Source organism: Cyclobacterium sp., from assembly GCF_014762705.1.
Taxonomy (GTDB): Bacteria; Bacteroidota; Bacteroidia; order Cytophagales; family Cyclobacteriaceae; genus Cyclobacterium.
Genome location: NZ_JABURL010000068.1, coordinates 51,525 through 74,744 on the forward strand (window position 1 = coordinate 51,525; position 23,220 = coordinate 74,744).

23 protein-coding genes and 1 tRNA gene are annotated in these 23,220 nt (G+C 44.1%); 5 read left to right on the forward strand and 19 right to left on the reverse strand.

What is annotated here, in order from left to right:
- Positions 1-71: 71 nt before the first annotated feature.
- A complete protein-coding gene (smc, locus tag HUJ21_RS12785; protein WP_291370387.1) occupies positions 72-3,632 on the forward strand; it encodes a chromosome segregation protein SMC in 3,561 nt (1,186 codons plus the stop codon).
- Between the two features lie 54 nt (positions 3,633-3,686).
- On the opposite strand, the gene HUJ21_RS12790 is transcribed toward smc, so the two are convergent.
- The 16 genes from HUJ21_RS12790 to HUJ21_RS12865 all read right to left on the reverse strand — a co-directional run bounded on the left by HUJ21_RS12790 (position 3,687) and on the right by HUJ21_RS12865 (position 16,223).
- The gene (locus HUJ21_RS12790) at positions 3,687-4,175 is read right to left on the reverse strand and encodes a DUF6691 family protein (protein ID WP_291370389.1); all 489 of its coding nucleotides are present in this window, start codon (positions 4,173-4,175) and stop codon (positions 3,687-3,689) included.
- A gap of 38 nt (positions 4,176-4,213) precedes the next feature.
- Positions 4,214-4,795, reverse strand: a complete 582-nt coding sequence (locus HUJ21_RS12795) for a YeeE/YedE thiosulfate transporter family protein (protein ID WP_291370391.1) — start codon at positions 4,793-4,795, stop codon at positions 4,214-4,216.
- A 155-nt stretch (positions 4,796-4,950) separates the two neighbouring features.
- Entirely contained in the window at positions 4,951-6,372 is a 1,422-nt protein-coding gene (locus HUJ21_RS12800; RefSeq protein WP_291370392.1) for an MBL fold metallo-hydrolase, read from the reverse strand.
- A gap of 79 nt (positions 6,373-6,451) precedes the next feature.
- Positions 6,452-6,778, reverse strand: a complete 327-nt coding sequence (locus HUJ21_RS12805) for a rhodanese-like domain-containing protein (RefSeq protein ID WP_291370394.1) — start codon at positions 6,776-6,778, stop codon at positions 6,452-6,454.
- 141 nt (positions 6,779-6,919) lie between these two features.
- On the reverse strand, positions 6,920-7,384 hold the full coding sequence (locus HUJ21_RS12810) for a biopolymer transporter ExbD (RefSeq protein ID WP_166151043.1): 465 nt from the start codon (positions 7,382-7,384) through the stop codon (positions 6,920-6,922).
- A 2-nt stretch (positions 7,385-7,386) separates the two neighbouring features.
- A complete protein-coding gene (locus tag HUJ21_RS12815; RefSeq protein ID WP_166151125.1) occupies positions 7,387-8,025 on the reverse strand; it encodes a biopolymer transporter ExbD in 639 nt (212 codons plus the stop codon).
- The gene (locus tag HUJ21_RS12820) at positions 8,025-8,354 is read right to left on the reverse strand and encodes a hypothetical protein (RefSeq protein ID WP_166151041.1); all 330 of its coding nucleotides are present in this window, start codon (positions 8,352-8,354) and stop codon (positions 8,025-8,027) included. The genes HUJ21_RS12815 and HUJ21_RS12820 overlap by 1 nt, the downstream gene beginning before the upstream one ends.
- 59 nt (positions 8,355-8,413) lie before the next feature.
- Positions 8,414-9,226: a MotA/TolQ/ExbB proton channel family protein gene (locus HUJ21_RS12825; protein ID WP_166151039.1), complete on the reverse strand. Its 813-nt coding sequence runs from the start codon at positions 9,224-9,226 to the stop codon at positions 8,414-8,416.
- Positions 9,227-9,525: 299 nt separating this feature from the next.
- A tRNA-Ser gene (locus tag HUJ21_RS12830) sits at positions 9,526-9,613 on the reverse strand.
- A 162-nt stretch (positions 9,614-9,775) separates the two neighbouring features.
- Entirely contained in the window at positions 9,776-10,852 is a 1,077-nt protein-coding gene (locus HUJ21_RS12835) for an asparaginase (protein ID WP_291370398.1), read from the reverse strand.
- The gene (locus HUJ21_RS12840; protein WP_291370400.1) at positions 10,842-11,624 is read right to left on the reverse strand and encodes a TatD family hydrolase; all 783 of its coding nucleotides are present in this window, start codon (positions 11,622-11,624) and stop codon (positions 10,842-10,844) included. Before HUJ21_RS12840 ends, HUJ21_RS12835 begins: the two co-directional genes overlap by 11 nt.
- Positions 11,625-11,854: 230 nt before the next feature.
- Positions 11,855-12,955 (reverse strand): glycosyltransferase, encoded by a 1,101-nt coding sequence (locus HUJ21_RS12845; RefSeq protein ID WP_291370402.1) that lies wholly within the window; start codon positions 12,953-12,955, stop codon positions 11,855-11,857.
- A gap of 4 nt (positions 12,956-12,959) precedes the next feature.
- The gene (locus HUJ21_RS12850) at positions 12,960-13,586 is read right to left on the reverse strand and encodes a polysaccharide deacetylase family protein (RefSeq protein WP_291370404.1); all 627 of its coding nucleotides are present in this window, start codon (positions 13,584-13,586) and stop codon (positions 12,960-12,962) included.
- A 1-nt stretch (position 13,587) separates the two neighbouring features.
- Entirely contained in the window at positions 13,588-14,805 is a 1,218-nt protein-coding gene (locus HUJ21_RS12855; protein WP_291370406.1) for a GAF domain-containing SpoIIE family protein phosphatase, read from the reverse strand.
- Between the two features lies 1 nt (position 14,806).
- Positions 14,807-15,058, reverse strand: coding sequence for a hypothetical protein (locus HUJ21_RS12860; RefSeq protein ID WP_166151026.1), 252 nt, complete (start codon positions 15,056-15,058; stop codon positions 14,807-14,809).
- A gap of 43 nt (positions 15,059-15,101) precedes the next feature.
- Complete coding sequence (locus HUJ21_RS12865) at positions 15,102-16,223, reverse strand: glycosyltransferase (protein ID WP_291370408.1); 1,122 nt, start codon at positions 16,221-16,223, stop codon at positions 15,102-15,104.
- Between the two features lie 35 nt (positions 16,224-16,258).
- On the opposite strand from HUJ21_RS12865, the gene ruvC reads away from it, so the two are divergent.
- The 4 genes from ruvC (at position 16,259) to HUJ21_RS12885 (ending at position 19,330) form a co-directional block, all read left to right on the forward strand.
- Positions 16,259-16,840 carry a crossover junction endodeoxyribonuclease RuvC gene (gene ruvC / locus HUJ21_RS12870; RefSeq protein WP_291370410.1) on the forward strand — a complete coding sequence of 194 codons (582 nt, stop codon included), beginning with the start codon at positions 16,259-16,261 and terminating at the stop codon, positions 16,838-16,840.
- A gap of 73 nt (positions 16,841-16,913) precedes the next feature.
- Positions 16,914-17,330, forward strand: coding sequence for a nucleotidyltransferase substrate binding protein (locus tag HUJ21_RS12875; RefSeq protein ID WP_291370411.1), 417 nt, complete (start codon positions 16,914-16,916; stop codon positions 17,328-17,330).
- Positions 17,331-17,443: 113 nt separating this feature from the next.
- Positions 17,444-18,733, forward strand: a complete 1,290-nt coding sequence (locus tag HUJ21_RS12880; protein ID WP_291370413.1) for a hypothetical protein — start codon at positions 17,444-17,446, stop codon at positions 18,731-18,733.
- Positions 18,734-19,330, forward strand: a complete 597-nt coding sequence (locus tag HUJ21_RS12885; RefSeq protein WP_291370415.1) for a hypothetical protein — start codon at positions 18,734-18,736, stop codon at positions 19,328-19,330.
- A 928-nt stretch (positions 19,331-20,258) separates the two neighbouring features.
- Here the strand turns inward: HUJ21_RS12885 and HUJ21_RS12890 are convergent.
- The 3 genes from HUJ21_RS12890 to HUJ21_RS12900 form a co-directional block, all read right to left on the reverse strand.
- On the reverse strand, positions 20,259-21,263 hold the full coding sequence (locus tag HUJ21_RS12890) for an ABC transporter permease (protein WP_291370417.1): 1,005 nt from the start codon (positions 21,261-21,263) through the stop codon (positions 20,259-20,261).
- Positions 21,260-22,228, reverse strand: a complete 969-nt coding sequence (locus tag HUJ21_RS12895; RefSeq protein ID WP_291370419.1) for an ABC transporter ATP-binding protein — start codon at positions 22,226-22,228, stop codon at positions 21,260-21,262. The genes HUJ21_RS12890 and HUJ21_RS12895 overlap by 4 nt, the downstream gene beginning before the upstream one ends.
- A 129-nt stretch (positions 22,229-22,357) precedes the next feature.
- Positions 22,358-23,218, reverse strand: a complete 861-nt coding sequence (locus tag HUJ21_RS12900; protein WP_291370421.1) for an NEW3 domain-containing protein — start codon at positions 23,216-23,218, stop codon at positions 22,358-22,360.
- Positions 23,219-23,220: the final 2 nt, after the last annotated feature.

Here is a 23,220-nt window from a genome sequence, read left to right on the forward strand (position 1 = left end):
ATATCCATGCTCCTGCTTCCTTGCAAATTGCAGGGATTGGGTTAAATTTGTTTGGCATTAAATGAACCTGCATGCAGCTTTCCAAACTAGAGATTAGAGGCTTTAAAAGTTTCGGTGACAAGGTATTGATCCATTTTGATAAGGGTATCACCGGTATTGTTGGGCCAAATGGTTGCGGGAAATCAAATGTGGTAGATGCTATCCGCTGGGTTTTGGGCGAGCAAAAAACCAGGATGCTCCGTTCCGACAAGATGGAAAATGTCATTTTTAACGGAACAAAAAACCGCAAACCACTGAACATGGCAGAAGTCTCCCTGACTTTTGAGAACACCAAAAACCTACTGCCCACAGAATACACCCATGTAACCATAACCAGAAGGTACTACCGCTCTGGTGAAAGTGAATACTTGCTCAACGGAGTCACCTGCCGCTTGAAGGACATTACCAACCTTTTTCTGGATACTGGCATCAACTCCAATAGCTATGCCATCATCGAATTGAAAATGATCGATGAACTGCTCAACGATAAAAACAATTCCAGACGGGATTTATTTGAGGAGGCAGCAGGAATATCCAAGTTTAAAACCCGGAAAAAAGAGACTTTAAGAAAATTAGAGGATACCGATGCGGACCTGGACCGCGTTGAAGACCTCTTGTTTGAAATAGAAAAAAACCTCAAATCCCTGGAAAAGCAAGCCAGACAGGCGGTTCGCTATTTCGAACTAAAAAAAGAATACAAATCTCTGAGCATCGCCCTTGCAAAAAAGGGAGTGAAAGACCATAGGGACACCCTTATCAGTCTCAATCAAAAATTAGAAGCAGAAAGTGACCAAAAAGTACAACTGAATTCAGCCATTGCAGCAAAGGAGGCAGCCCTGGAAGCATTAAAATCGGGCATGGTGAATAAGGAAAAGCTACTGTCCACCCGGCAAAAAACACTCAATGAACATGTGCTGAAAATCCGTCAGTTTGAAAGCGATAAAAAAATAAAAAACGAACGACTGCGCTTTCTTCAGGATAAATCAGAGCAGCTCAGAACACAAATAGACCAGGACAAAAAAAGCAATGAAAGAGCGGGGTTTAGTATTAAATCTTTGGAGCAGGAAAAACAGGTTGCCGAGAAGCTGATTGCAGAAAAAGAACAACTGGTTCAGGAACTGAAAGCGGTCTATGAAGAAAAAAAACTACAGCATGGCAGCTATCAGGAAAAACAAAAAGTCCTGCAAAGCAACTATTCCCGAAAAAGGGATGAGATGTATCAGCTCAGTAAGAATCAGGAAATAAAACAAATCCAACTCAACAGCCTGAAACAGGAGTTGGAAAAAACCGCCACGGATGACAGTAGCCAGGTGGAAAATCTGGCTGGATTTACCGAGAGTTTGAAAGCAATCCAGGATCAATTGGACAAAGAAAACCGGGAATTACGGCAAATAAAGGCTGAGGAAGAAAGTCATCAGCTGAAATTGGAAGAAGCCACCCGTACCCTGGACCTTATACGTGATGAATCGACCCAGATCAACAGGAAGCTGGATGCCAAAAGTAATGAGTTTCAACTCACCAAGTCCCTGGTAGACAACCTGGAAGGATTTCCGGAGGCCATTAAATTTTTAAAGAAAAACAGCAACTGGGGCAAAAACAAACCTCTGCTTTCGGATATATTGACAACTGATGAGAAGTACCGCGTCACCATAGAAAATTTTCTGGAAAACTACATGAATTACTATGTGGTTGAAACAGAAAAGGAAGCCATAGAAGCCGTAAAATTATTGAGTGATGCAGGGAAGGGAAAGGCACATTTTTTTATTTTGGACAGGTTTGAAAAATTCCGACCTTCTCAGAACAAACTGTTCTCAGACGCAGTGGCCGCCACTGAGATTATTGAATATGATGGTAAATACGCACCACTTGTAGCCTATCTCCTGGACGATGTATATATTTTTAATGGTGATATCCATCAGGTTCCCAAAACACAGGAAGCGATTTTTATTACAGAAAGCGGTAAATTTATAGACCGTCAATTCACCATTTCGGGCGGATCTGTTGGCCTGTTTGAAGGCAAAAGGATAGGAAGGGCCAAAAATCTGGAGAAATTGGACAAAGAAATCAAGTCCCTGCAAAAAAAGATCACTGAGGTCCGAACCAATTTGGATAAAAAAGCAGCAGAGGTTTCTAAATTAAAAGCACTTAATTTCAAGCAGCCCCTTGAGGAAAAACAAAAAATTGTCAATGAACTGAACCAGGAGCACATCTCTTTAAAAACCAAAAAGGAGCAATTGGCAGAAATGCTTTCCTCCAATGCCAACAAAAAAGAGGACATCCAGGAAAAACTTTATCAGCTATCCGAAGAATTAGAGGCGTTGGTACCGCAGCTTGCCAATCAAAAGGAGGATTTTGCCGATCTTGAGGAAGAAATCAACGAAATAAACCTGGCCTTACAGGAAGCTGCCGAAGATCTCTCCCTCCGCTCTTCTCAATACAATGAGGAGAATATTCAATATCACCAACACCTGAATAAATTACAAAGCATCGAGCAGGAAATAGGTTTCAAACAAAGTACTTATGAAAACAGCAAGGAACGCATAGAAACCGCTCAACTCGAGATGGGTCGCACAGATCAGGAAATCAAATCGTTGATTGACAATAATGAAATCAAAGATGATGAGCTCATCGAACTATATGGAGAAAAAGAAGATATAGAAGAAGGAGTCAATGAGGCGGAAAAAGACTACTACGCTGTTCGGGGAGAAATCGATGAAGTAGAAAAATCCATTAGAGAAATCCAGAAACGCAAAGAACAGGTAGATAGCCTGGTGATGGAATTGCAGCAGGCAGCCAATGAAATCAATCTCAAGCTCAACGGTTTAAAAGAGAGATTAAGTGTGGAGTTTGAAATTGACCTGGATCAACTGATGCAGGATGATCCGGAACCGGATGCGCAATTTGAAGGAAAGGATGAGGCCTTCATCAAAGAAGAGGTCAGCAAAGTCAAGCAAAAGCTTGAAAGAATGGGACCGGTAAATCCCATGGCCATGGAAGCTTATGATGAAATTAAAGAAAGACATACCTTTATTACGGAACAAAGAGATGATTTGCAAAAAGCAAAAGCATCTTTGGTGACCACCATTAACGAAATCGACCAGGTGGCCCGGGAGACATTCCTGGATGCCTTTGACAAAATAAAAACCAATTTCGTCAAAGTATTCAGGTCGCTTTTTACAGAAGAGGATGATTGTGACCTCAAATTGGCAGATCCGGATTTACCATTGGAAAGCAGCATAGAAATCATTGCCAAACCAAAGGGAAAAAGGCCTTTATCCATCAACCAGCTATCGGGAGGAGAAAAAACGCTGACTGCTACTTCTCTGCTATTCTCCATCTACCTTCTGAAACCAGCTCCCTTTTGTATTTTTGATGAGGTGGATGCTCCTCTTGATGATGCCAATATTGATAAATTCAATCAAATCATTCAGAAATTCTCCAATGAATCCCAATTCATCATCGTCACACACAATAAACGAACGATGGCAAGTACAGACATCATCTATGGCATTACCATGATAGAAGCTGGAATTTCAAGAGTGGTGCCTGTGGATTTGCGGGAACTTGTAGAGAATGACGGTGAAGAGATATAAAAAAACCGGGCCACGATGGAAAATGGCCCGGAAAATATCAATAATTGAAAAGAATCAGTTGGGTAATTTATCGGCAAATTTACCATATACCCAGGTTCCTGCAATGGCACTTAGCAAGGTAACAGCCACCACAGAGAATCCTGATCCGATTTGTGCAAACAACGGCCCGGGACAAGCTCCGGTCAGGGCCCAACCCAAGCCGAAAATAAATCCTCCAATAATCTGCCCTTTCCTGAATTCCTTATCCGCAATCTTGATTGGTTCACCACCAAGAGTTTTGATGCCAAATCTTTTGATCAATTGAATTGAGATAAGACCTACCAAAATGGCGGACCCTATTACCCCATACATGAAAAATGACTGTAACCTGAACATCTCCTGAATACGAAACCAGGATATGACTTCGGCTTTGACAAATACTATCCCAAACAAAACACCCACAATCAGGTACCTCATTAGTTTCCAACCGGACTCACCGGATTTCCCCATATTGGGGGCTTCACACTCCACCGGATTGGATTCGATTTTTTCCTTTACTTTCATAATATGTTGATTTGAAATGTAATCCTATTTCATTTTTTTTATAACCCGACCCATTGCATGATATAGGGAAGCAACAAATGGGTCATCACAAATCCGCCAAGCATAAAGAAGATTGTGGCAACCAGTGAAGGCCATTGAAGGTTACTGATACCCATGATGGCATGCCCTGAAGTACAGCCTCCGGCATAACGCGTCCCAAAACCTACCAGAAAACCGCCGATCACAAAAAAGAACAAGCCTTTTAAGGTGAATAAGTTGCTCCAGCTAAAGATATCTGCGGGTAGCAAATTTCTGAAATCAGTGATTCCCAATTGTATCAGGTCCTGCTGGGTACTTTCTGCCAGCACTATGGCATCCGGATTGGAAAGAAATACGGAGGCGATTACTCCACCCAGGAATATACCTGCTACAAATAGGATATTCCATATTTCCTTTTTCCAGTCATACTGGAAAAAAGGGATTTTGGCTGGTATACAGGCTGCGCAGGCATGCCGCAAAGAGGAGCTGATGCCGAAGGATTTATTTCCGATGATCAATAACGCAGGCACGGTCAACCCTATCAAGGGGCCGGCTACATACCATGGCCAGGGTTGGCTGATCCAATCTATTAATTGTTCCATTTTTTTCACTTTGTTTTATTTTTTTTAATCTATCATTAATGTTAACAGGAAATTCGCTCAGATTTATCCATTTGATGCTGTCTCTTTTGGTTGAGGGTTATAAAAATGGCAGGAAGCCAGGTCCTGCCATTAACCAACACATCAACCAAAATAGCTCACAATAAAGTCGTAGGACAAACGTAATCGCTCACCGCAAACTTACCTGATGCTTTTATAGCGTCAAAACCACCTTGAATATCCACCAGATTATCGTAGCCCCTGGCCCTTAATACAGAGTTGAAAATCATGGAACGATACCCGCCAGCACAGTGCACATAGTAGGGCTTTTCTTTGTCGATTTCGGCCATGTGTTCATTGATGTAATCCAGCGGTAAGTTCTCCGCACCAATCAGGTGTTCGCTTTGATGCTCACTGGCCTTTCTCACATCTAAAATTTTTAAATCCTTAACCTTAGCAACCAGGGATGCCAATTCGTCAACAGATATCATTGAAATGGTGTCTATATCCCTACCGGACTTTTTCCAGGCAGCTATTCCCCCTTTCAAATAACCAATTGCATGGTCATATCCAACCCTTGCCAGTCGGGTAATGACTTCCTCTTCCCTACCCTTATCGGCTACTACCAGAATTTCTTGCTTCACATCCGGAATCAATGTTCCTACCCAAACGGCAAAGCTGCCATCAATACCAATATTAATGGCATTGGGGATAAAACCTTTGGCAAATTGTTCAGGAGCCCGGGTATCCAACACAACAGCCCCTGTTTCATTGGCTGCAGCTTCAAATGCACCAGGAGACAAAGCCTGTTGCCCCCTGTCCAATACCGTATCAATACTGTCATATCCCTGGATGTTCATCAAAACATTTTGCGGGAAATAGGCTGGTGGAGGCGTGAGACCGGTAAGCACCTCTTTAATAAAAGCTTCCTTACTCATTGCCTGCAACGCGTAGTTGGTTTTCTTTTGGTTTCCAAGGGTATCACTGGTCTCCTTACTCATATTTTTGCCACAAGCACTTCCAGCTCCATGAGCTGGATATACTATCAGGTGATCCGGCAGGGGCATTATTTTTTCCCTTAAGGAATCATACAAATGCGCTGCAAGCTTTTCCTGTGTCAGGTCTTTGATTACCTTTTGCGCAAGATCTGGTCTGCCCACATCTCCAATAAACAAGGTATCGCCAGTGAATAAAGCCACTTCTTTTCCTGCCTCGTCTGACAATAAAAAGACAGCACTCTCCATCGTATGTCCCGGGGTATGAATTACTTTCACAGTAGCTCCCCCCAATTGGAATTCCTGACCATCCCTGGCAACAATGGCATCAAAACCCAAAGCCATTTCAGTAGGCCCAAATACGATCTTTGCCCCGGTTTTAGCAGACAAATCCTGATGCCCGGAGACAAAATCAGCATGAAAATGGGTCTCAAATATATATTTGATGGTAGCCCCATTCCTTTCGGCCTTATCCATATAAGGCTGTACCTCCCGAAGGGGATCCACTATGGCTGCTTCCCCATTCGACTCAATATAGTAGGCTCCCTGAGCCAGACAACCGGTATAAATTTGTTCTATTTTCATAGGTAGTATGATTAATGATTGGTGTACAAATTAAAGTACTTTTGACAAGGCTCAATAGGACTTTGGTCACACAGGAATTTTAATAGGGCCAGGAAATGATCCCACCTGCCAGGTTATATACCTTTTCAAAACCTAAATCTGCCATCATCGCACAGGCATGGCCACTTCTGTTTCCACTCCTGCAATACAGGTAATAAGACTTGTCTTTAGGAAGGTTCTGGACTTGCTTCTTAAAATCTGAGGACATCATATCCAGGTTCCTGGCTTTGGGTAACTTCCCCTGGTTAAATTCCCCTGCCGTTCTAACATCAATGACAACAGCATCCTTATCCTGGATACCCTGGTGAAAGTCTTCAGCACCGAGATCTGAATACTGCTTAATTTGCTTATGAAAGAGATTGAACATTTTTTTCTTTTGTTAAGTGACACAACAAAAGTAGGGTAAGAAAAAAGGAGAAAAAGTAATTTTTATCACATTACCCGCAAAGGCAAAAAAAAAGCCATCCAAATGGACGGCTTTCAATGATTTTATCAATATAACTCAAGGTCAGTTGTTTTCGACCCTGCCTACAGATGCATACATCAATTTCCTGGCATCCGCTTCTCTCAATTCAAACTGAATATCACTAATGGGACCCATTTTTACATCTCTATCAGCTTTAAGAGAAATCCATATTTGGTCTCTCTCTGCCTCGGAAAGGTTATCTTTTTCCTGGTTTACCCAAAGCACGATATCAGAGGTATTGATCAAAACATCATTTGCCTGGATCCTTGGTTCTGAACCATACATGGAAGTATTCTTAGGTTTACCCACGTACAAATAGGAAATCAGTGTCTTTTTCTGAATCTTTTGAAGCTGGGTAGCCTGAGGAATCTTTTGTTCTACCAAAATCTCCTGCTCTCTCAATACCGTTGTCACCATAAAAAAGAACAACAACATAAAGATAATATCGGGAAGAGCTGAGGTAGGAATATTGGTTTCCGCTTTGGTTTTCTTTTTAAACTTTGACATAATTAGCTTCCGATTTTATCAGGTTCTGCGATAGAGATGGCCATAGGTATACCTTCCTTACCTCTGTCCAGCAGTTCTTGTTCAGCAGCTGTCTGACCAGATAAGGCGCGGTATTCTTCCCCGGAAAGACCGACCCGCTCACCATAAATTTCAAAATATGCTTTTTTCACCTCATCCAGAACCTCCAGGTAGGTCTCATAACTGGTACCTCTATTGGTCTTGATTGAAATTACTGCACCTCCGGACATCGGGTGATCAGAAGATTCCGGGCTTTGGTCAGCCATACCTTTCAAAGAAGGCGGAAGGCTGTTAAACAGAGCTACTGCATCCTCATCCGGATTTCCAAAATTCAGCACAAAGCTTTTGATTTCGTCAGATAGTCCATCTGTACTGTTGCGAAATTCACCTTCAATCAAAAGATCATCATTCAGGTTGATCAAAATATTGAAAATGTTTCGTTCGTTCAATTCCACCTCCGGTGGTGGCTGATTCGGATCCTTTTTAGGAGGAAGGATATTCATGATACCCTTATCCGAAGCGATTGTCGTGGTTACGAGAAAGAAGATAAGCAACAAGAAGGCGATGTCTGCCATCGATCCTGCATTTACCTCCTGACTCATTCTACCTCTCTTGCCCATAATTACTTGACTATTTTAGTGATTTCTGTGACTACAATCCCAAAGATTGCAAGTATGGCAAGCGCATACACAGTAATAAGCACGCCACCTACCATTTTCGCTCCCTCAGGTGTAATGTTAAAGGGATCTGCAGCATACTTGGCAGCAATATCACCACTAGCAGTGCTGTAGGCAATACCAAACAAAGCACCAATGACTACCACACCAATGACTGTTTTCAACAGACTCTTGGGGTTATCAAAGGACTTGATCAAAGGCATAAGTATAGCAAACACTGCTCCTATGATGATCAGCAAGTACCCTGCATATAAGAATATATCAGTAGTATCCATTTTATCTTAAATCTAAAGTGAAATAAATCATTTATTGGGTTAAAACAAAATGACCAGAATTACCTGGTCAATTTATGCTTCACCAAAATGTCTACTAAGCTGATAGACGCATCTTCCATATCATTCACGATAGAATCGATTTTCGCCACACAATAGTTATAGAACAACTGTAGGATAATGGCTACAATCAGACCAGCTACTGTTGTCAAAAGGGCGATTTTGATACCACCAGCAACCAATGATGGAGAGATGTCCCCTGCTGCTTCAATTGAATCAAAAGCACCAATCATACCGATTACCGTACCCATGAAACCCAACATAGGAGCCAGGGAGATAAACAGGGAGATCCATACAAGACCTTTTTCAAGACGGCCCATTTCTACTGAACCATAGGCAATAATGGATTTTTCCACCATATCGATTCCTTCAGAATACCGCATCAACCCTTGCGTAAAGATAGAAGCTACAGGGCCTCTGGTGGACTTGGTAACATCCTTAGCGGCCTCAATCCCACCTTCTTCCAATGCATTTTCTACCTTAGCCAAAAGTTTTTTGGTATTGGTAGTGGATAGATTCAGGGTGATAATTCTTTCCAGGGCAACTGCCAAACCCAAAATCAAACACAACAACACAGGAGTCATGTAGGTAGGATCTCCTTCAATGAACTTGTCTTTAATAACCTGATGAAAAGATTGCTCTTCGGCAACAATTTCATCATCAGTCATGACTGGTGTTGGATCTGGTTCCGGAGCTGGGGCAGCAGCCTCTTCAGTGGTGTCAGCTTCTGCTTCTTCTGTTTCTTCTTGTGCTTTTGTGATCATCGGAGAAAATAAAATTCCGAAAAGCATGAACAAAGCGATTAACTTTTTCATAATGTAGTTTTTAATAGACTTTTAAAGGTTGAACGGTTTCTAAATTCGAATTAAGTTTTTAAAGTTATAATTTTTTCAGCTCAAATTGCAAATGAATCCATTATAATTTCTCAGAAAACAATTATTGGGTAAATGATTTTAACAGATTTCTAATCTATCCCAATGCTTTGGAACCTGTAATTTAATTTACTTCAATGGAAATTGCACTATTTGAGCGGAAAAAATCCAGACAGTATTTCAATTACCGGCTTTTCCTTTCAAATAAAAGTGATCTTTTATCACTTTTTGCCTGAAATCTGCAGAGAGGAAGGGATTCGAACCCTCGATACCCTTTAGGGGTATACACGCTTTCCAGGCGTGCTCCTTCGACCGCTCGGACACCTCTCTTTTTGTGTTTTTTTTAATTGTTGCAGCGACAAATAAAATTATAAAATTCAGCCCATGCAAATAATTGTCTGCTTTATTATTGAAAAAAAACAGGGTTCGAAAGTATTCTTTTTGCCTATGAAAGCTATGGGATTGATGGTCAAAGCCTTGATTGGCCCTTTTTCATTGGCTCAAAACGGACATTTCTCCCGCCAGAGGCATCATCATCTTCCTTTTTATTTCGGTTTCATCTGTTTCATTGGCCAAAATAAACATCATTTTGGTGACAGCCGCCTCGGTAGTAATGTCTCCTCCACTCAATACCCCTACCCTTTTGAGATCTTTACTGGTTTGGTACCTGCCCTGTATCACCCTTCCTCCATTGCATTGGGAAACATTCAAGATCAGCAAACCTTTTTCTACTGCCTCTTCCATGGATTGGATAAACCAGTCCTCACTTGGACTGTTGCCAGATCCGTAGGTTTCCAGTACCATCCCCTTTAAACCCTCCATTTGTAAACAGTGCTGTACGACATTTTTGGTAATCCCTGGAAAGAGTTTCAACACCATCACATTGTTATCCAACTTATTCAGGTATTTGAGCTTTTTTCCCTCCTCATAAGGCCTGATGGAAGCATAATTGTAATCGATGACAATGCCCGATTCTGCCAGCGCCGGATAATTCTCAGACTCAAAGGCATCAAAATGCACACTCTGTACCTTTTTGGCCCGGTTTCCACGCAACAACATGTGGTTGAAAAAAATGCAGACCTCAGGTACTACCGGCTTTCCATTCGCCTTGGAAATGGCTATCTCAAGCGAAGTCATCAGGTTCTCCCGGGCATCCGAGCGCATGGCACTAATGGGAAGCTGCGCACCGGTAAAAATAACGGGCTTATTCAGACCCTTCAGCATATAGCTGAGCATGGAAGCACTGTATGCCATCGTGTCTGTCCCGTGCAACACCACAAAACCATCATAGGTATCGTAATTCTCATAGATGATATAAGCCATATCTACCCAATGCTGCAGGTTGATATTGGAAGAATCGATCGGCTCAGGAAAAGAAATGACAGTAATGCTAATGTTCAGGTTATTGAGATTGGGGATTTTTTCCAAAATCTTACCAAAATTAAATGGTACCAGGGCTCCCTGCTCATCATAGGCCATTCCCAATGTACCTCCGGTATAAATGATCAGCACCGCATGTTCAATCTCCTGCTTGGCTGCTGTATTTAACCTTACAATTTTATAATTCATGAGAATGTTGTTTGAACACTTCCAGGGCATTTCTTCCCGTGACTTCAGCTACCTCCTGCAGTGAAGTCCCGGTGAAGTGAGCCATTTTTTCTGCAATATGGGGAATATATTCGGGGGAATTGCGCTTGCCCCGGAATGGTACGGGGGCCAAAAAGGGACTGTCGGTTTCCAAAACCAGTCTGTCCAGTCCGGTTGCTGCAATGACCTGCCCTACGCCACTGTTTTTATACGTCAACGTACCTCCGATCCCCAAATAAAAACCCATTTCAATGATACTTCTGGCCTGCTCCAGACTACCTGAAAAACAATGAAAAATTCCAGTTAACTGTTCGTCGTTCATGGATTGAACCAGGTCAATGGTTTCCTGCATGGATTCCCTGCAATGCAGGATCAATGGCAGCTGCTTTTCTTTGGCCCATTGGATGTGTCTTTTCAAGGATTCCTGCTGCTGCTCAAAGTAAGTCTTGTCCCAGTATAGGTCAATGCCCGTCTCCCCAACGGCACAAAATTTGTGTTTTCCCCACCATTGCTCCATTTGGGAAAGTTGTTTTTCAAAGTCCTCCCCCACATCACAGGGGTGTAGGCCCAGCATGGGATAACAAACCCCGGGAAAGTCCCTTTCTACGGCCAGCATCCCTTCAATGGAATCCAGGTCAATATTGGGCATAAAAATCTTCTCGATACCTGCATCAATGGCATTTTGGATAACCTGATTCCGGTCCTGATCAAATTTTTTACTGTATATATGGGCGTGGGTTTCTATGAATTTCATGTGTTTATAATTTGTTCTTAAAAGGCCACATGGAATCTCGCATGGTTAATAATCATCCCAGTGTGTGACGTTCTCGTCATGCTCGATTTCATCTTTTTATAATTTGTATTTAATAGGTCATAACTTGTCCCGCACCGAAGTTAGGGAAGCCTGTCTCCTCCCGATAGCTATCGGTGCATCCCGCTGTATGTCGATTGCAACCTGCCAGTATGCATCAGGCAGGTTCGATTTCAGGTGTATGTTCGGTTCTTCCATTTGATGCCTGTTGGCCAGAAATAATACAAAACGGTAGACCAGCTGACCAGCCAATTGTAAATTTCAAATCCTGATAATGGCAAAATACCAATTTTAGTTTCCGTTTTCCCTGCAAAAGTGCTAATGAATAAGGATTGAAAGCAAATTTTAACTCCCCAAATACCTGCTGCCAACCAAAAAGAATGGACCAGGGCCACAAGCAGTGCCAAATAAAAAGCCACCTGAAGCCCCAAAAGCAACTGCCAGTACCAGGGAAGTGAAAAAGCACCCCTCGCCCATCTTTTCCGCTGCTCCATAAGTGAGATAAAGTTTTTTTCTGGTTTTGTCTTTACCAAAACGTCCTTGTTCACCAGATGGGCAGGCCGGTACCCCTGCTGAAACAAAATTTTGGAAAGGGCCAGATCCTCCGTTACCTGATCCTTAACCACTGAAAATCCACCCGATTGCCGATAGGCCTTCTGCCCGACCAGCATATTATTGCCCATGGCCGTAAGGGAAAAGCCCATATCCGCCACCGCCTTTACCTTTCCCAGTGTAAGCCACCAATCCAATGACTGCATCAGGTGAAAAAAACTGTTTCCGGATATCATGGTAGTCCCGGTGAGCAACCCAAAATCCTCCTGATAAGCCAGGCACATTTTTTCTGCCCACAAGGGTGGTACCACACAATCTGCATCCGTAAACAGCAATAATCCCTCCTTAACGCAAGGAACCATAGCAGCCAGTGCTACCGCTTTACCGTTCTCCTCTACCCCCGGCTTATGTTCCAACTGGACCAGGTGCCTGTTGTTCCCGGCGGCCGCCCAATCGGCAAGGATGGTCCCTGTTTGGTCTTCACTATGATCATCTGCCAAAAAAAAGTGGATTTTATCTTCGGGATATTTCAGGTTCTCCAGGGAATTCAGACAGGCAGGAAGGTTATGCGCCTCATTGCGGCAGGGAATCAGGATATTTACCGCTGGCAATTCCGATGTAGAGCCGCCGTATTTTCGAAAATTAAAGCGGATCAGCAACCACAGCATGAGGTATTGTATGCCCACCAAAACCATGATACAAATTCCTCCCGTGAGCAACATCGGCTTATAATGATTTGGTGGAATACCCCTCCCCGACCAAAAAATCCAGGTAATCCGGCAACATGGCCTTGAGAAATCCTTCACTTTTCTTTTGGTCGTGAAACAACACGATGGAGCCATTGGCGGTATTTCGCTTCAATTGTTGCAGGGATCTGTAGGGAGACATTCCTTTTCTAAAGTCCCAGGAGATCAACTCCCACAATACAATTTCATGGTTTGGCGCTATTTTTCTTTTTTGGGAGCAAGTCATACGTCCGTAGGGAGGTCGGAAAAACCTGGTGTTCACTCCTGTTTTGTCCAGTATCTCCTCCTGGCACTTTTCCACATCAGCCAGGTAACCCGACATGGAAGTATTCGCTCCATTGAGATGATGAAAAGTGTGGTTGCCTATTCCATGTCCTTCGCCATGCACCAGCCGAGCCAGATATCCGGCTTTTTGAACGTTTTCGCCTACCATAAAAAAAGTAGCCTTCATATTTCGGCGGCCCAACTCCTCCAAAACAAAATCGGTAACCCCGGATACAGGACCATCATCAAAAGTCAGGAAAACTGCTCTCTTTTCCCTATCCTTATGCCAGGTAAATCCCTTGAATATACGTTGCGCTATGTGGGGTACCCTGAATGGTCTCATATCAATTAAACTGAAGGCTCAGCAGGGTGATGTCGTCTTTTTTTGGTACCCCCGCTGAAAATGTATGCAGGTACTCAAAAAAACCATCGTGAAAGGCTTCCGGGTTTTCCCCAGGATGGGATTTGATATAATCCAAAAAGCGATCTTCTCCAAACTCCTCCCCTTCCGGATTAAAAGTCTCCGTGAGTCCATCCGTATATAGGTGCAACATGAAATTTTTCAACTCCTTTCTTTCTCCCTCCTCTAAAAAAGGCAGGGATTCAAAGGCCCCCAGAATGGTGGTGCCAGCTTCCAATACTTCCAGACTGCCATCCTTATCCAGACAAATTACGGGAGGGTTGTGCCCTGCATTGATATAACTGAGTTTTTCCTCCTTGTAATTGTAATGTCCCAGAAAAAAAGTAATAAACCGCTCCCCTTTGGTATTCTCAAAAGTTGTGAAATTCAATTGTTCTACGATCGCCTTCAAATTGGAACCACTGCGAAGCAAGGTCCGCAAAGCAGCCTGAAAGTTGGACATCAACAGAGATGCGGGCATCCCTTTTCCGGAAACATCCGCAACACAAAAATACACCTCATTCTCTGAAGGTTGAATCAAATCATAATAGTCCCCACCCACGGTACTGTGCGGGAAATAGGTAACCTTGGCTTTTAAATGATCATGGGAAGGGAGGGTAGCGGGAAACAACATCCTTTGCACATTGCTGGCAATCTCCAATTCCTTCCTCAAACGTTCCTGTTCCAATTGCTTCCTGGCAAAGCGCTTGTTTTCCAGGGCCACCACCAGGATATTTGCCAAAGCCTGGGTGAAGTCCAGGTCAAGGCCTTTTTCCTTATCCTTGGTACTTAAAAACAAAATGGCCAGCATTTTATCTTTGTGGTAAACGGGCACATAAATGTTTACCTCAGAAAAGGAATACTCGCCGGAAAGGGTCAGGCTCAACTTGCCCTGGGTTTTATTTTCCTGCACATCTTCCTTTTGAATGTGTTCGGGCAAATTACCCTTTACCTGATGGGAAATTTTCCGGTCAAAAAACTGCTCCTGCTCGTTGAATACATACAGCAGCAGGGATTTGATATTCAGGTGAACCAAACAGGTAAATTTAAAAATATTCAACAGCACATTTTCTGTTTTGTTTTCATTAATGGCTTGCGTAATTTCCAAAAGCGCCTTTAATTCCAGTTCCTTCCTTTGGTATTTTACAGTTTCTGTGGTCATTTTACCTTGTATTGTGTTGAAGAAGGCCTTTCTTAGTGGCCAGGTAATAGAGCTCCCTGCCTTTGTTTTGTATAGGAGGATTGTCAAAAAGCTCTTCCTCAGGGCTTGAAAAACATTTTATCCAGCCTTTCTTTACCAATGCCTCCAGATTAAGGAGCAGCCTTTCATCCTCCCAACCCAAACTGTCCTGAAGGTAAGCAAAGGATTGCAGAAAATACAATTCATCCAACAAGTCAAATTCGTCATCTGTCATTTCAGCCCATCGGTTAGGTGGAATGACAAAAATAAGGGATAGATTAGTTTTTCCTTCCTTTCCAGGAATATTTTCCCAAAATCGCAAAAGGAAGGGCCGCCAGGACCAGGAAGGGGTATAGCCAACCTGACAGAAAAAAATCGACCAGCTTGTGCTGCTTGTTGAATCGACGCAAAACCAAACCCAATACAGCGCTTTCAGCTACAAATTTACCTATCCAGAAGGCCAGCACCAGGGCAAAGAACTTCCAGGAAATCAGGGCCATAATCCAGGTCAGCACCTGAGATAAGGAAATCAGGGCCAATGCTCCGGCACTCAGCCAATGGGCACTGCCCTGATGGGCATTCCACTTGCTGGCCCACCTGCTTCTCTGACTTATCCAGTCATTATGCCCTGACAAAGGTTGTGTTTCTACCAAAGCAGCAGGTTCAGGAAGGTACACCAAAGCCGCTGCACCGAATACATGGGTCATTTTTTTCATTAAAAACTCATCGTCTCCGGACAACAGGTGGGCATTCCCCCGGTAACCGCCTACTTGCCTGAAAGCTTCCTTTCGGAAAGCCAGGTTGGCGCCGCTGCACATCAATGGATTTTTCTGGTGGAATGAAATTCCTGTCAGCAATATGATGCTGGCCCATTCAACCTGCTGAAACCTGGCAAAAAAACCGGAACCTCCGCCAGAAATCACTGGTCCGGCCACCATTTGTACCCCGGGTAGGTTGAAAGGGGCCGTCATTTTATCCACCCAGCCCTCAGGAAGCTGCACATCCGCATCGGTAGTCAATAGGATTTCGGTGGAAGCAGCCGCAATCCCGGTACTCAGAGCCGCTTTTTTTCCCATTCCTTCACTTTTTAGGTATCGCCAGTGTTTTAGCTGATGGGTTTGGATAAAAGTGGTGACTATCCGCGCACCATCATCTTCACTGTGGTCATCAATGAGAATAAGCGGGACATCCGCAGGAAGCTGAAGAAGTAAATGAGGCAGTAAATCGACCATATTCTTCGCCTCATTCCTAAAGGGCAATAATAAACTGGCCTGGAGCCGCTGAGATCCGACCGGGTATAGGCCGGTGGGGATATTTTTCCATTCTTGCCCGAGGAGCAACAAAATGGCCAGGTAAATGCCCAAAACTAAAAAGTATGCCAAACCAATCAGAGGAACCATATAGTGCTTTGCAGGATTTGTGGTAAATTGCAGCGATGGATAAAGAACCGAAAATTCAAACACAAACAAAAGAAAAAATCATTCTGGGCATAGATCCGGGGACGAACGTTATGGGATTTGGTTTGATTTTGGTAAAGGGCAACAAGTATACCTTGCTGCAGTTTGGAGTAATCCACCTGAAAAAGTACAGTGACCATGCACTGAAGCTGAAAAAAATTTTTGAAAAAATAAGCCAGATCCTGGAAGAGTTTTCCCCTGATGCAGTGGCCCTTGAAGCTCCTTTTTTTGGACAGAATGTGCAATCCATGCTCAAACTGGGAAGGGCACAGGGTGTGGCCATGGCCGCTGCACTGGCCAGGGAAATTGCCATCACAGAATATTCACCCAAGAAGGTGAAACAATCGGTGACCGGAAATGGCAATGCCTCCAAAGAACAGGTAGCCGAAATGCTCAAAACCCTGCTAAACATCAAAGAACTCCCCCAACTATTGGATGCCACCGATGCACTGGCCGTGGCCCTGTGTCACCATTTCCATGAAGGCAGATTACAGACCAGGGGAAGAAGTGGTGGCTGGAAATCTTTTGTCAATGAAAACCCCGGTCGCATCAAAAAATAATTATTAAGTTTATTGTTTCAATTTTACTGGTAATTTGGTAAATTAAAAACAAGATCTTTAAAACAGCTTACCCATGAAAAAAGTAGCCTTGGACTGTGAAAATTGTTTCACCGAATTTATAAACCTGTTGAATGACCTCAGGGATTTGATTCAGGAGGGGAAGAGTCATGGCATGAACGATGACACCAGGAGCAGGCTGGTCAGGCTTTTTGAAAAAACCCATGATGCAGCCCTGGAAACCATAGCCGCCTATTTCAGAAAGCAGGGAAAGGCACCCTTCTCCGGATCCAGGGACGCCACCGTAGAGGCTTTTCATGCAGACCTTATCGATGATGGGCAGGGCTGGCTGGACATGATCATCTGCAGGATCAAGTACAATCCCCTTTACCCGGGAGACTACCTGGGATCACTGGCAGAAAACATCGTCAATAAATACATTCATTTTCTCGAAGACTTTGAAAGGTCCATGGGCAAAAATCTGGACCTGTAAAAATAAATTTAAATTTTTCGGCATTTTTTTGATCGGGTTGTAGCGTTTTAAATGGTGCTATCGTCCTGTCAATAAGAAACTTTAAGTGTGAATCCATTTATTCCCGTTATGCCATGAAAACAAGTTTACAACAACCTTTCCAGTGGACCATGCAGCTGGTCTTGTCCCTGATGCTCTTGCTTGTCGTTACCTCCTGTGAAGACCAGGTGGAAACCACTTATGTGTACCAAACCCAGGTCCCCGTTTTTCTTCAGGTGAATACCTTCCGGGAAGCAGATATCATCATCGAACCGGGCAAACCCCTGGACAATCCGGGAAAAATTTACATTTTTGGTGACTATTTATTTATTTCCGAACCTGGTGAAGGCATCCATATCCTGGACAACAGCAACCCTGCCAGTCCCCGAAACCTCAACTTTATCAATATCCCCGGAACGGGAGACATGGCGATCAATGAAAACATACTCTATGCTGACAATTATGTAGACCTACTGGCCTTTGATATCTCCGATCCACAAAGTATAGAAATGGTCAAAAGAGAGGAAGATGTTTTCCCCAACCTGTATTCCAATGAGGAAACGGGTACCATCGTGACCTACAAAGACACCCTGATCACCTCCACAGATGCCAACATGATGTGGTCCAGTTGGGGCCGCCCTGCATTCAGATCTGATTTTATGATTATGGAATCCATGGCATTTTCAAGTGATGCCGGAAGAGGCAACGGTGGTCAAAGTTATGGACAGGGGGGTTCCATGGCCCGCTTTACCCTTTTGGGCGGTCACCTGTACACTGTGGATGATTACGACCTGCGGGTATTTAATGTGGAAGAACCCACCGACCCGCAGTACCTGAAAAACATCAACCTGGGCTGGGGCATCGAGACCATTTTCCCCTTTAAGGGGAAATTATTTATCGGCTCCATGACCGGGATGCACATTTACGATGCCAGCAACCCGGCCGAACCTCAGAAAATGGCCGTCTACGAGCATGTTACCTCCTGCGATCCGGTGGTTGTGAATGATGACTACGCTTTCGTTACCCTGAGAAGTGCTGCCGTATGCCGCATGGGGGCCGACGAGCTGCACGTGCTGGATATCAAAGACCTGTACAATCCCCGGTTGATCAAATCTTACCCCATGGATAACCCCCATGGTCTAGGTCTTTCAGGAGATTATTTGTATCTTGCAGAAGGTGAACACGGATTGAAGAGTTTCAACGTGGCTGACGTAATGGAGATAAGCAATAACCAGATCGAACATTTGAAGGATTATGCCTCCATTGATATTATTCCGGGACCAAAATCACTCATTGTGATTGGTCCGGATGGCGTTTGTCAGTTTGACTACTCCGATCCCGAAAAACTTAAGGAATTAAGCTGTATCAGTGTATCTTTTCGATAGATGAAGGTCATTTATACCATTTTTGCAGCAACCCTATATTTGGCCTGTCCTTCTAACAGCTGGGGACAGGCCTTATCCTTTACCCATCATTCGGAAATGGGTATACTCACGGGTAGGGATGATTTCGGCACACGAACAAATTTCACCTTTCAGACTTTCAACGGTTTTCAACTTTCCGAGCGGCATGCTTTTGGATTTGTGGCAGGGCTGGACCAATATGGTAGCCTTTCTGTGCTGCCCATCGCCATGGGATGGCGGTCTGTTTTAAATCCGGAAGACAACTGGCAGCTTTATGGAGGAGTAGATCTCGGATTCGGCTCCACCCTGCTGGAGCCTACGGTGGTCACCGAATGGAACGAACACCGCTGGCAGGAAGGAGGCTTTATGGGCCAGGCCAGCATAGGGCTGCGCATTAAAACGGGAAGAGCCAATTTCTGGACCCTCAGTTTGGCTTACAAAAAGCAGAAATACCAACTGACCACCGGAAACCCACGTGTCAACGCTCCGGACCCCAGTCGTCCGGAGGACTGGAGTTATTATGCCAATGACAAAATCACTTTCAATAACCTGGTGTACCGGGTTGGGTATTGGTTTTGATAATTTAATTTGAATGGGATTAAAGAAAACCGTCATGTCCGGGGTAGCAGGGTGAAGTTTTAACCCTACTGTGCTTTCGAAGAAAAAGGAATCACGAAAAGCAGAGAGGAGACGCGAAGGACACAGAGAATTTTTAACAATAAAAAAAGATCCCACTCCTCGGAATTTGTAATTGCGTGGTTCAGATAAAGGGGATTTGCAATCCCAAAACGCTCACTGGGTGTAGTTTGAAACTACATCCCTGCTATCTGATTGGTTACCTACACGAGGCATTTGTAATGCCGGATATCAAAGACCAACCGTAAAGAAAACCGTTCTTTAAAACGAACCTGGTTTGCCATTACAAATGGCTTTTTGAAGGGTTTTATCTGTTTATGATTTCGAAAATAGCTGGGTGAAGTGGTATACTTCACCCAGTACTGGTAGGATAATGGGTTTGGAAAACCAGGATTAAGGAAATGTGTAATACGGTGCGTTTGCGAAAAAAATCCCCCTGCCCCCTTTTTAAAGGGGGATTTTGTCTTTTGGAGAAACAACAGGTACGTTTCTGGTTTTAAGTTTATCCGCTCCTCGGAATTTGTAATTGTCTGGTTCAGATGAAGGGGATTTGCAATCCCCAAAACGCTCACTGGGCGTAGTTTGCAACCACAATCCTGTTATCCGGCTAGTTACGTAAACGAGGCATTTGTAATGCCGGATATCAAAGACCAGCTGTAAAGAAAACTGTTCTTTAAAACGCACACTGTTTGCCTTTACAAATGGCTTTTTGGCTGGTTTTATCTGTTTATGACTCCGCAAATAGCTGGGTGAAGTGGTATACTTCACCCAGTACTGGTAGGATAATGGGTTTGGATAACCAGGATTAAGGAAATGTCCCCGAAACAGCCCCTCAAAGTTCAGCCAATCCTGTTCCTCCCCTTCTCATGAATTACCCCCTTATTTCCCTGCGCATAAACTGGTAATAAGCAGCTGCAAAACACAGGGTAGTAGCGGCAATCAGTCCACTGACCTGAGGCCAAACGATCATCAAACTTTCCCTTAAAGGAAGCGGTGATGGAATCGCCCCGGCCATCTGTTCCATCGTGAGCGGTCCCAGGCTCCTCACCGAAGGCATCAGTAAAGTAGTCGTGGCATCGGTAAAAAGCTGGCTGGGTGCCAGTCGCAACAGCTTTAAAATCCACTCATTGTATCGGAACACCTCCATTTGGGCCAAATCATTGGCCTCTGGTATAAGAGCCTTGGCCACAAGGTTAATGATGATCTGATAGAATACGGTAAAAAACAGCCAAATTCCAATTGCAGTAAGTGCTGAGGTAGAGGCCTGTTTGAAAAGGATCGACAATAAGATGGAAAGCCCCAGCCAAAACCCAACATAGATCGTGCAAAGGATGGTAAAACCAATGATTCGAAACACCTCCTCTGCCTCGATGAGCACTCCGGTGATCAGTATGCCCCCACCTATCATCAATAGGGAGAGTGTCAGCAGCAAGCTTCCTACCAAAGTAAGTGCACTCACAAATTTTGCCAGGAGTAAATTATCCCGGTATACAGGCTGAGCCATGATCCGGGTCAATGTACCATTTTGCTGTTCAGAATTAATCGCATCAAAACCCAGACTGATACCTAAAATGGGGCCTAGGAAATTCAGAAACACATGGAAAGGTGGCAAGGTGCCTTCGGTGGTGGTAAGCAACTTCAGGTACAGGAACAAGCGGTCCGGGTCCTTAACATTGCCCATTACCTCGCGTATATTGCTCATGGCCACCGATATACTGCCCCAAAATGTCAGCAGAATGAGCAGTAATAGCACCAGAAACCGCCAGCTACGGATATGACCAGCTATTTCTTTCCGCACCATCACCCAAAAGGGATGGGGTTGAGTGGCTGTATGTGTAGCAGAATGACCTTCAGATGGATCCATGATTGTTTTCATTGATCTATATTTTCAGTTATGTTGTTCTCAAAATACTTTTCGTAAATTTCTTCCAATCCATATTCCTTCTTGTGGACACTGTTAATATCGTATCCTTTTTGAACAAAGAACCGAACGATATCAGGTGTCACATCGGCACTGCTTGTTATCCCAATAATCCGGTCTTCTACAGTGACCCTTTGGACCGTTTCCATTTGAAACATCTCCGCCTCATCTTTCCAGGGAAGGTCTATGACTTTGGCCAGACCGATTTGGATTTCGTATGATTTCTCTGCAAAAAGCCGGTTTGAAAGCGTATCGATATTGCCCTCTGCCAGCAGCTCTCCTTTCACAAAAATGCCTACCCTGTCACAGACTTGCTGCACCTGGTGAAGGTGGTGGGATGAAAGCAATACAGTAAGCCCTTTCTCCCGGCTCAGGCGAACAATGAGCGTCAGGAATTCCTTGACACCGCTTGGGTCTATTCCCAAGGTGGGCTCATCCAGAATAATGACCTCCGGATCTTTGATAAGCACTTCGGCCAGTCCCAGGCGCTGCTTCATTCCCCTGGAATACGCTGCTGTCTTTTTATGGATCGCACCCCCGTACAGGCCTACGAGTTCCATGGTGGCAAGGGCCCGTTCCTCCACTTCCGAACCTGGGATCCCGTTCAATTCTCCTACATACTTGAGGTTTTCCAGGGCCGTCATTGTATCATAAAACCCTACGCTGTCTGGCATGTATCCCACTAGCCGCTTAACGGATATGGGATCTTTGGTGGCATTAAAACCACAAACATGGGCAGTGCCGGAACTGGGTTCGGTCAGCCCCATCATCATGAGGATTGTCGTCGTCTTTCCGGCACCGTTGGGGCCCAATAGTCCAAATATTTCCCCCTTGTTTACCGTAAGATCCAATTCATTGACCGCTTTGAAGTCGCGATACCTTTTTGTCAGCCGCTTCAACTCTATGATTGGGTGATTCATCTGTTTATATTTTGATTTTTAATGGTCAGATGGCTGCCTGTCGGCAGACAGGGAATCTTTGACGATTAAAATAATCATTGCCCGGTGTGTTTAATGATGATTTTAATCGTGTCGATTTCATAACGTTAATTATCTTCTGCCAAATTTCCGAATGAGGTAAAAAACGAAACCGATAGACAGCAAGATCACCAGTATACCGACCCCACCTGACAGCATCGAAGTTTTGACCGTCATTCTATAGGTTGCCGTACTGGTACTTGGGGCATTCTTGGCCGTAAACTTGTTGACATAATCCCCCGCCAATGTCTTATCGGGAACGGACACGGTCGCGATCACATCAACCGTCTTTCCGGGATCCAGCTGCTGGATTTCTGATGGAGAAAAGCTAGCTTCCCAATTCGGAGGGGTCTGTGAGGACAAAGTAATTTCATTCAAGGGCAGGGAGCCTGTATTTTTGACCTGAAGAAGTATTTCAGCCTTTTCACCCTCTGTAATCTCACCACTTAAACGCCCCGAAGGCGTGGTAAGCTCCAATTCATAGGATCCTTCCACCACCGCCTCAAGCTCAAGTTCTAATGTCTCACTGCCAGCGATGGCCTGGACAGGAATGGAATACCTGTCCGGCTCTGCCCCGTAGGCCGGTCTTATTTCAATGGTAAGGCTTTCTGTTTTTCCAGGCTCCACATTTAGCGAAGTGACCTGACTTCCTCTTGCCTTGAACGCAAGTCTCCAGCCTTCGGGTGTTTCTGCCTTTAGTTCAAACACCTGCGCTTGATCCGAACTATTTTTCAGCGTGGTCTGGTAGCGAAATGTTTCATTGACAGGGGCTTCGATATTGAGGAGACTTGCAGTAAATGAAGCGCCTTCCGGCGAACCCTGTGCCGTAGCCTTTAAAGGAGACAGGGAAATAAAAACAATAATCAGTAATGCGGAAAAACAATCCATGCTCCCTTTGGAGCCCTTTGTGTTAAAATTACCTTCTAAGTTCATAT

Excerpts from the sequence above, each read along its gene's own strand:
- smc (WP_291370387.1), top strand. The coding sequence starts at position 72 with ATGCAGCTTTCCAAACTAGAGATTAGAGGCTTTAAAAGTTTCGGTGAC.
- HUJ21_RS12790 (WP_291370389.1), bottom strand. The coding sequence starts at position 4,175 with ATGAAAGTAAAGGAAAAAATCGAATCCAATCCGGTGGAGTGTGAAGCC.
- HUJ21_RS12795 (WP_291370391.1), bottom strand. The coding sequence starts at position 4,795 with ATGGAACAATTAATAGATTGGATCAGCCAACCCTGGCCATGGTATGTA.
- HUJ21_RS12800 (WP_291370392.1), bottom strand. The coding sequence starts at position 6,372 with ATGAAAATAGAACAAATTTATACCGGTTGTCTGGCTCAGGGAGCCTAC.
- HUJ21_RS12805 (WP_291370394.1), bottom strand. The coding sequence starts at position 6,778 with ATGTTCAATCTCTTTCATAAGCAAATTAAGCAGTATTCAGATCTCGGT.
- HUJ21_RS12810 (WP_166151043.1), bottom strand. The coding sequence starts at position 7,384 with ATGTCAAAGTTTAAAAAGAAAACCAAAGCGGAAACCAATATTCCTACC.
- HUJ21_RS12820 (WP_166151041.1), bottom strand. The coding sequence starts at position 8,354 with ATGGATACTACTGATATATTCTTATATGCAGGGTACTTGCTGATCATC.
- HUJ21_RS12825 (WP_166151039.1), bottom strand. The coding sequence starts at position 9,226 with ATGAAAAAGTTAATCGCTTTGTTCATGCTTTTCGGAATTTTATTTTCT.
- HUJ21_RS12835 (WP_291370398.1), bottom strand. The coding sequence starts at position 10,852 with ATGAATTATAAAATTGTAAGGTTAAATACAGCAGCCAAGCAGGAGATT.
- HUJ21_RS12840 (WP_291370400.1), bottom strand. The coding sequence starts at position 11,624 with ATGAAATTCATAGAAACCCACGCCCATATATACAGTAAAAAATTTGAT.
- HUJ21_RS12845 (WP_291370402.1), bottom strand. The coding sequence starts at position 12,955 with ATGTTGCTCACGGGAGGAATTTGTATCATGGTTTTGGTGGGCATACAA.
- HUJ21_RS12850 (WP_291370404.1), bottom strand. The coding sequence starts at position 13,586 with ATGAGACCATTCAGGGTACCCCACATAGCGCAACGTATATTCAAGGGA.
- HUJ21_RS12855 (WP_291370406.1), bottom strand. The coding sequence starts at position 14,805 with ATGACCACAGAAACTGTAAAATACCAAAGGAAGGAACTGGAATTAAAG.
- HUJ21_RS12860 (WP_166151026.1), bottom strand. The coding sequence starts at position 15,058 with ATGACAGATGACGAATTTGACTTGTTGGATGAATTGTATTTTCTGCAA.
- HUJ21_RS12865 (WP_291370408.1), bottom strand. The coding sequence starts at position 16,223 with ATGGTTCCTCTGATTGGTTTGGCATACTTTTTAGTTTTGGGCATTTAC.
- ruvC (WP_291370410.1), top strand. The coding sequence starts at position 16,259 with ATGGATAAAGAACCGAAAATTCAAACACAAACAAAAGAAAAAATCATT.
- HUJ21_RS12875 (WP_291370411.1), top strand. The coding sequence starts at position 16,914 with ATGAAAAAAGTAGCCTTGGACTGTGAAAATTGTTTCACCGAATTTATA.
- HUJ21_RS12880 (WP_291370413.1), top strand. The coding sequence starts at position 17,444 with ATGAAAACAAGTTTACAACAACCTTTCCAGTGGACCATGCAGCTGGTC.
- HUJ21_RS12885 (WP_291370415.1), top strand. The coding sequence starts at position 18,734 with ATGAAGGTCATTTATACCATTTTTGCAGCAACCCTATATTTGGCCTGT.
- HUJ21_RS12890 (WP_291370417.1), bottom strand. The coding sequence starts at position 21,263 with ATGAAAACAATCATGGATCCATCTGAAGGTCATTCTGCTACACATACA.
- HUJ21_RS12895 (WP_291370419.1), bottom strand. The coding sequence starts at position 22,228 with ATGAATCACCCAATCATAGAGTTGAAGCGGCTGACAAAAAGGTATCGC.
- HUJ21_RS12900 (WP_291370421.1), bottom strand. The coding sequence starts at position 23,218 with ATGAACTTAGAAGGTAATTTTAACACAAAGGGCTCCAAAGGGAGCATG.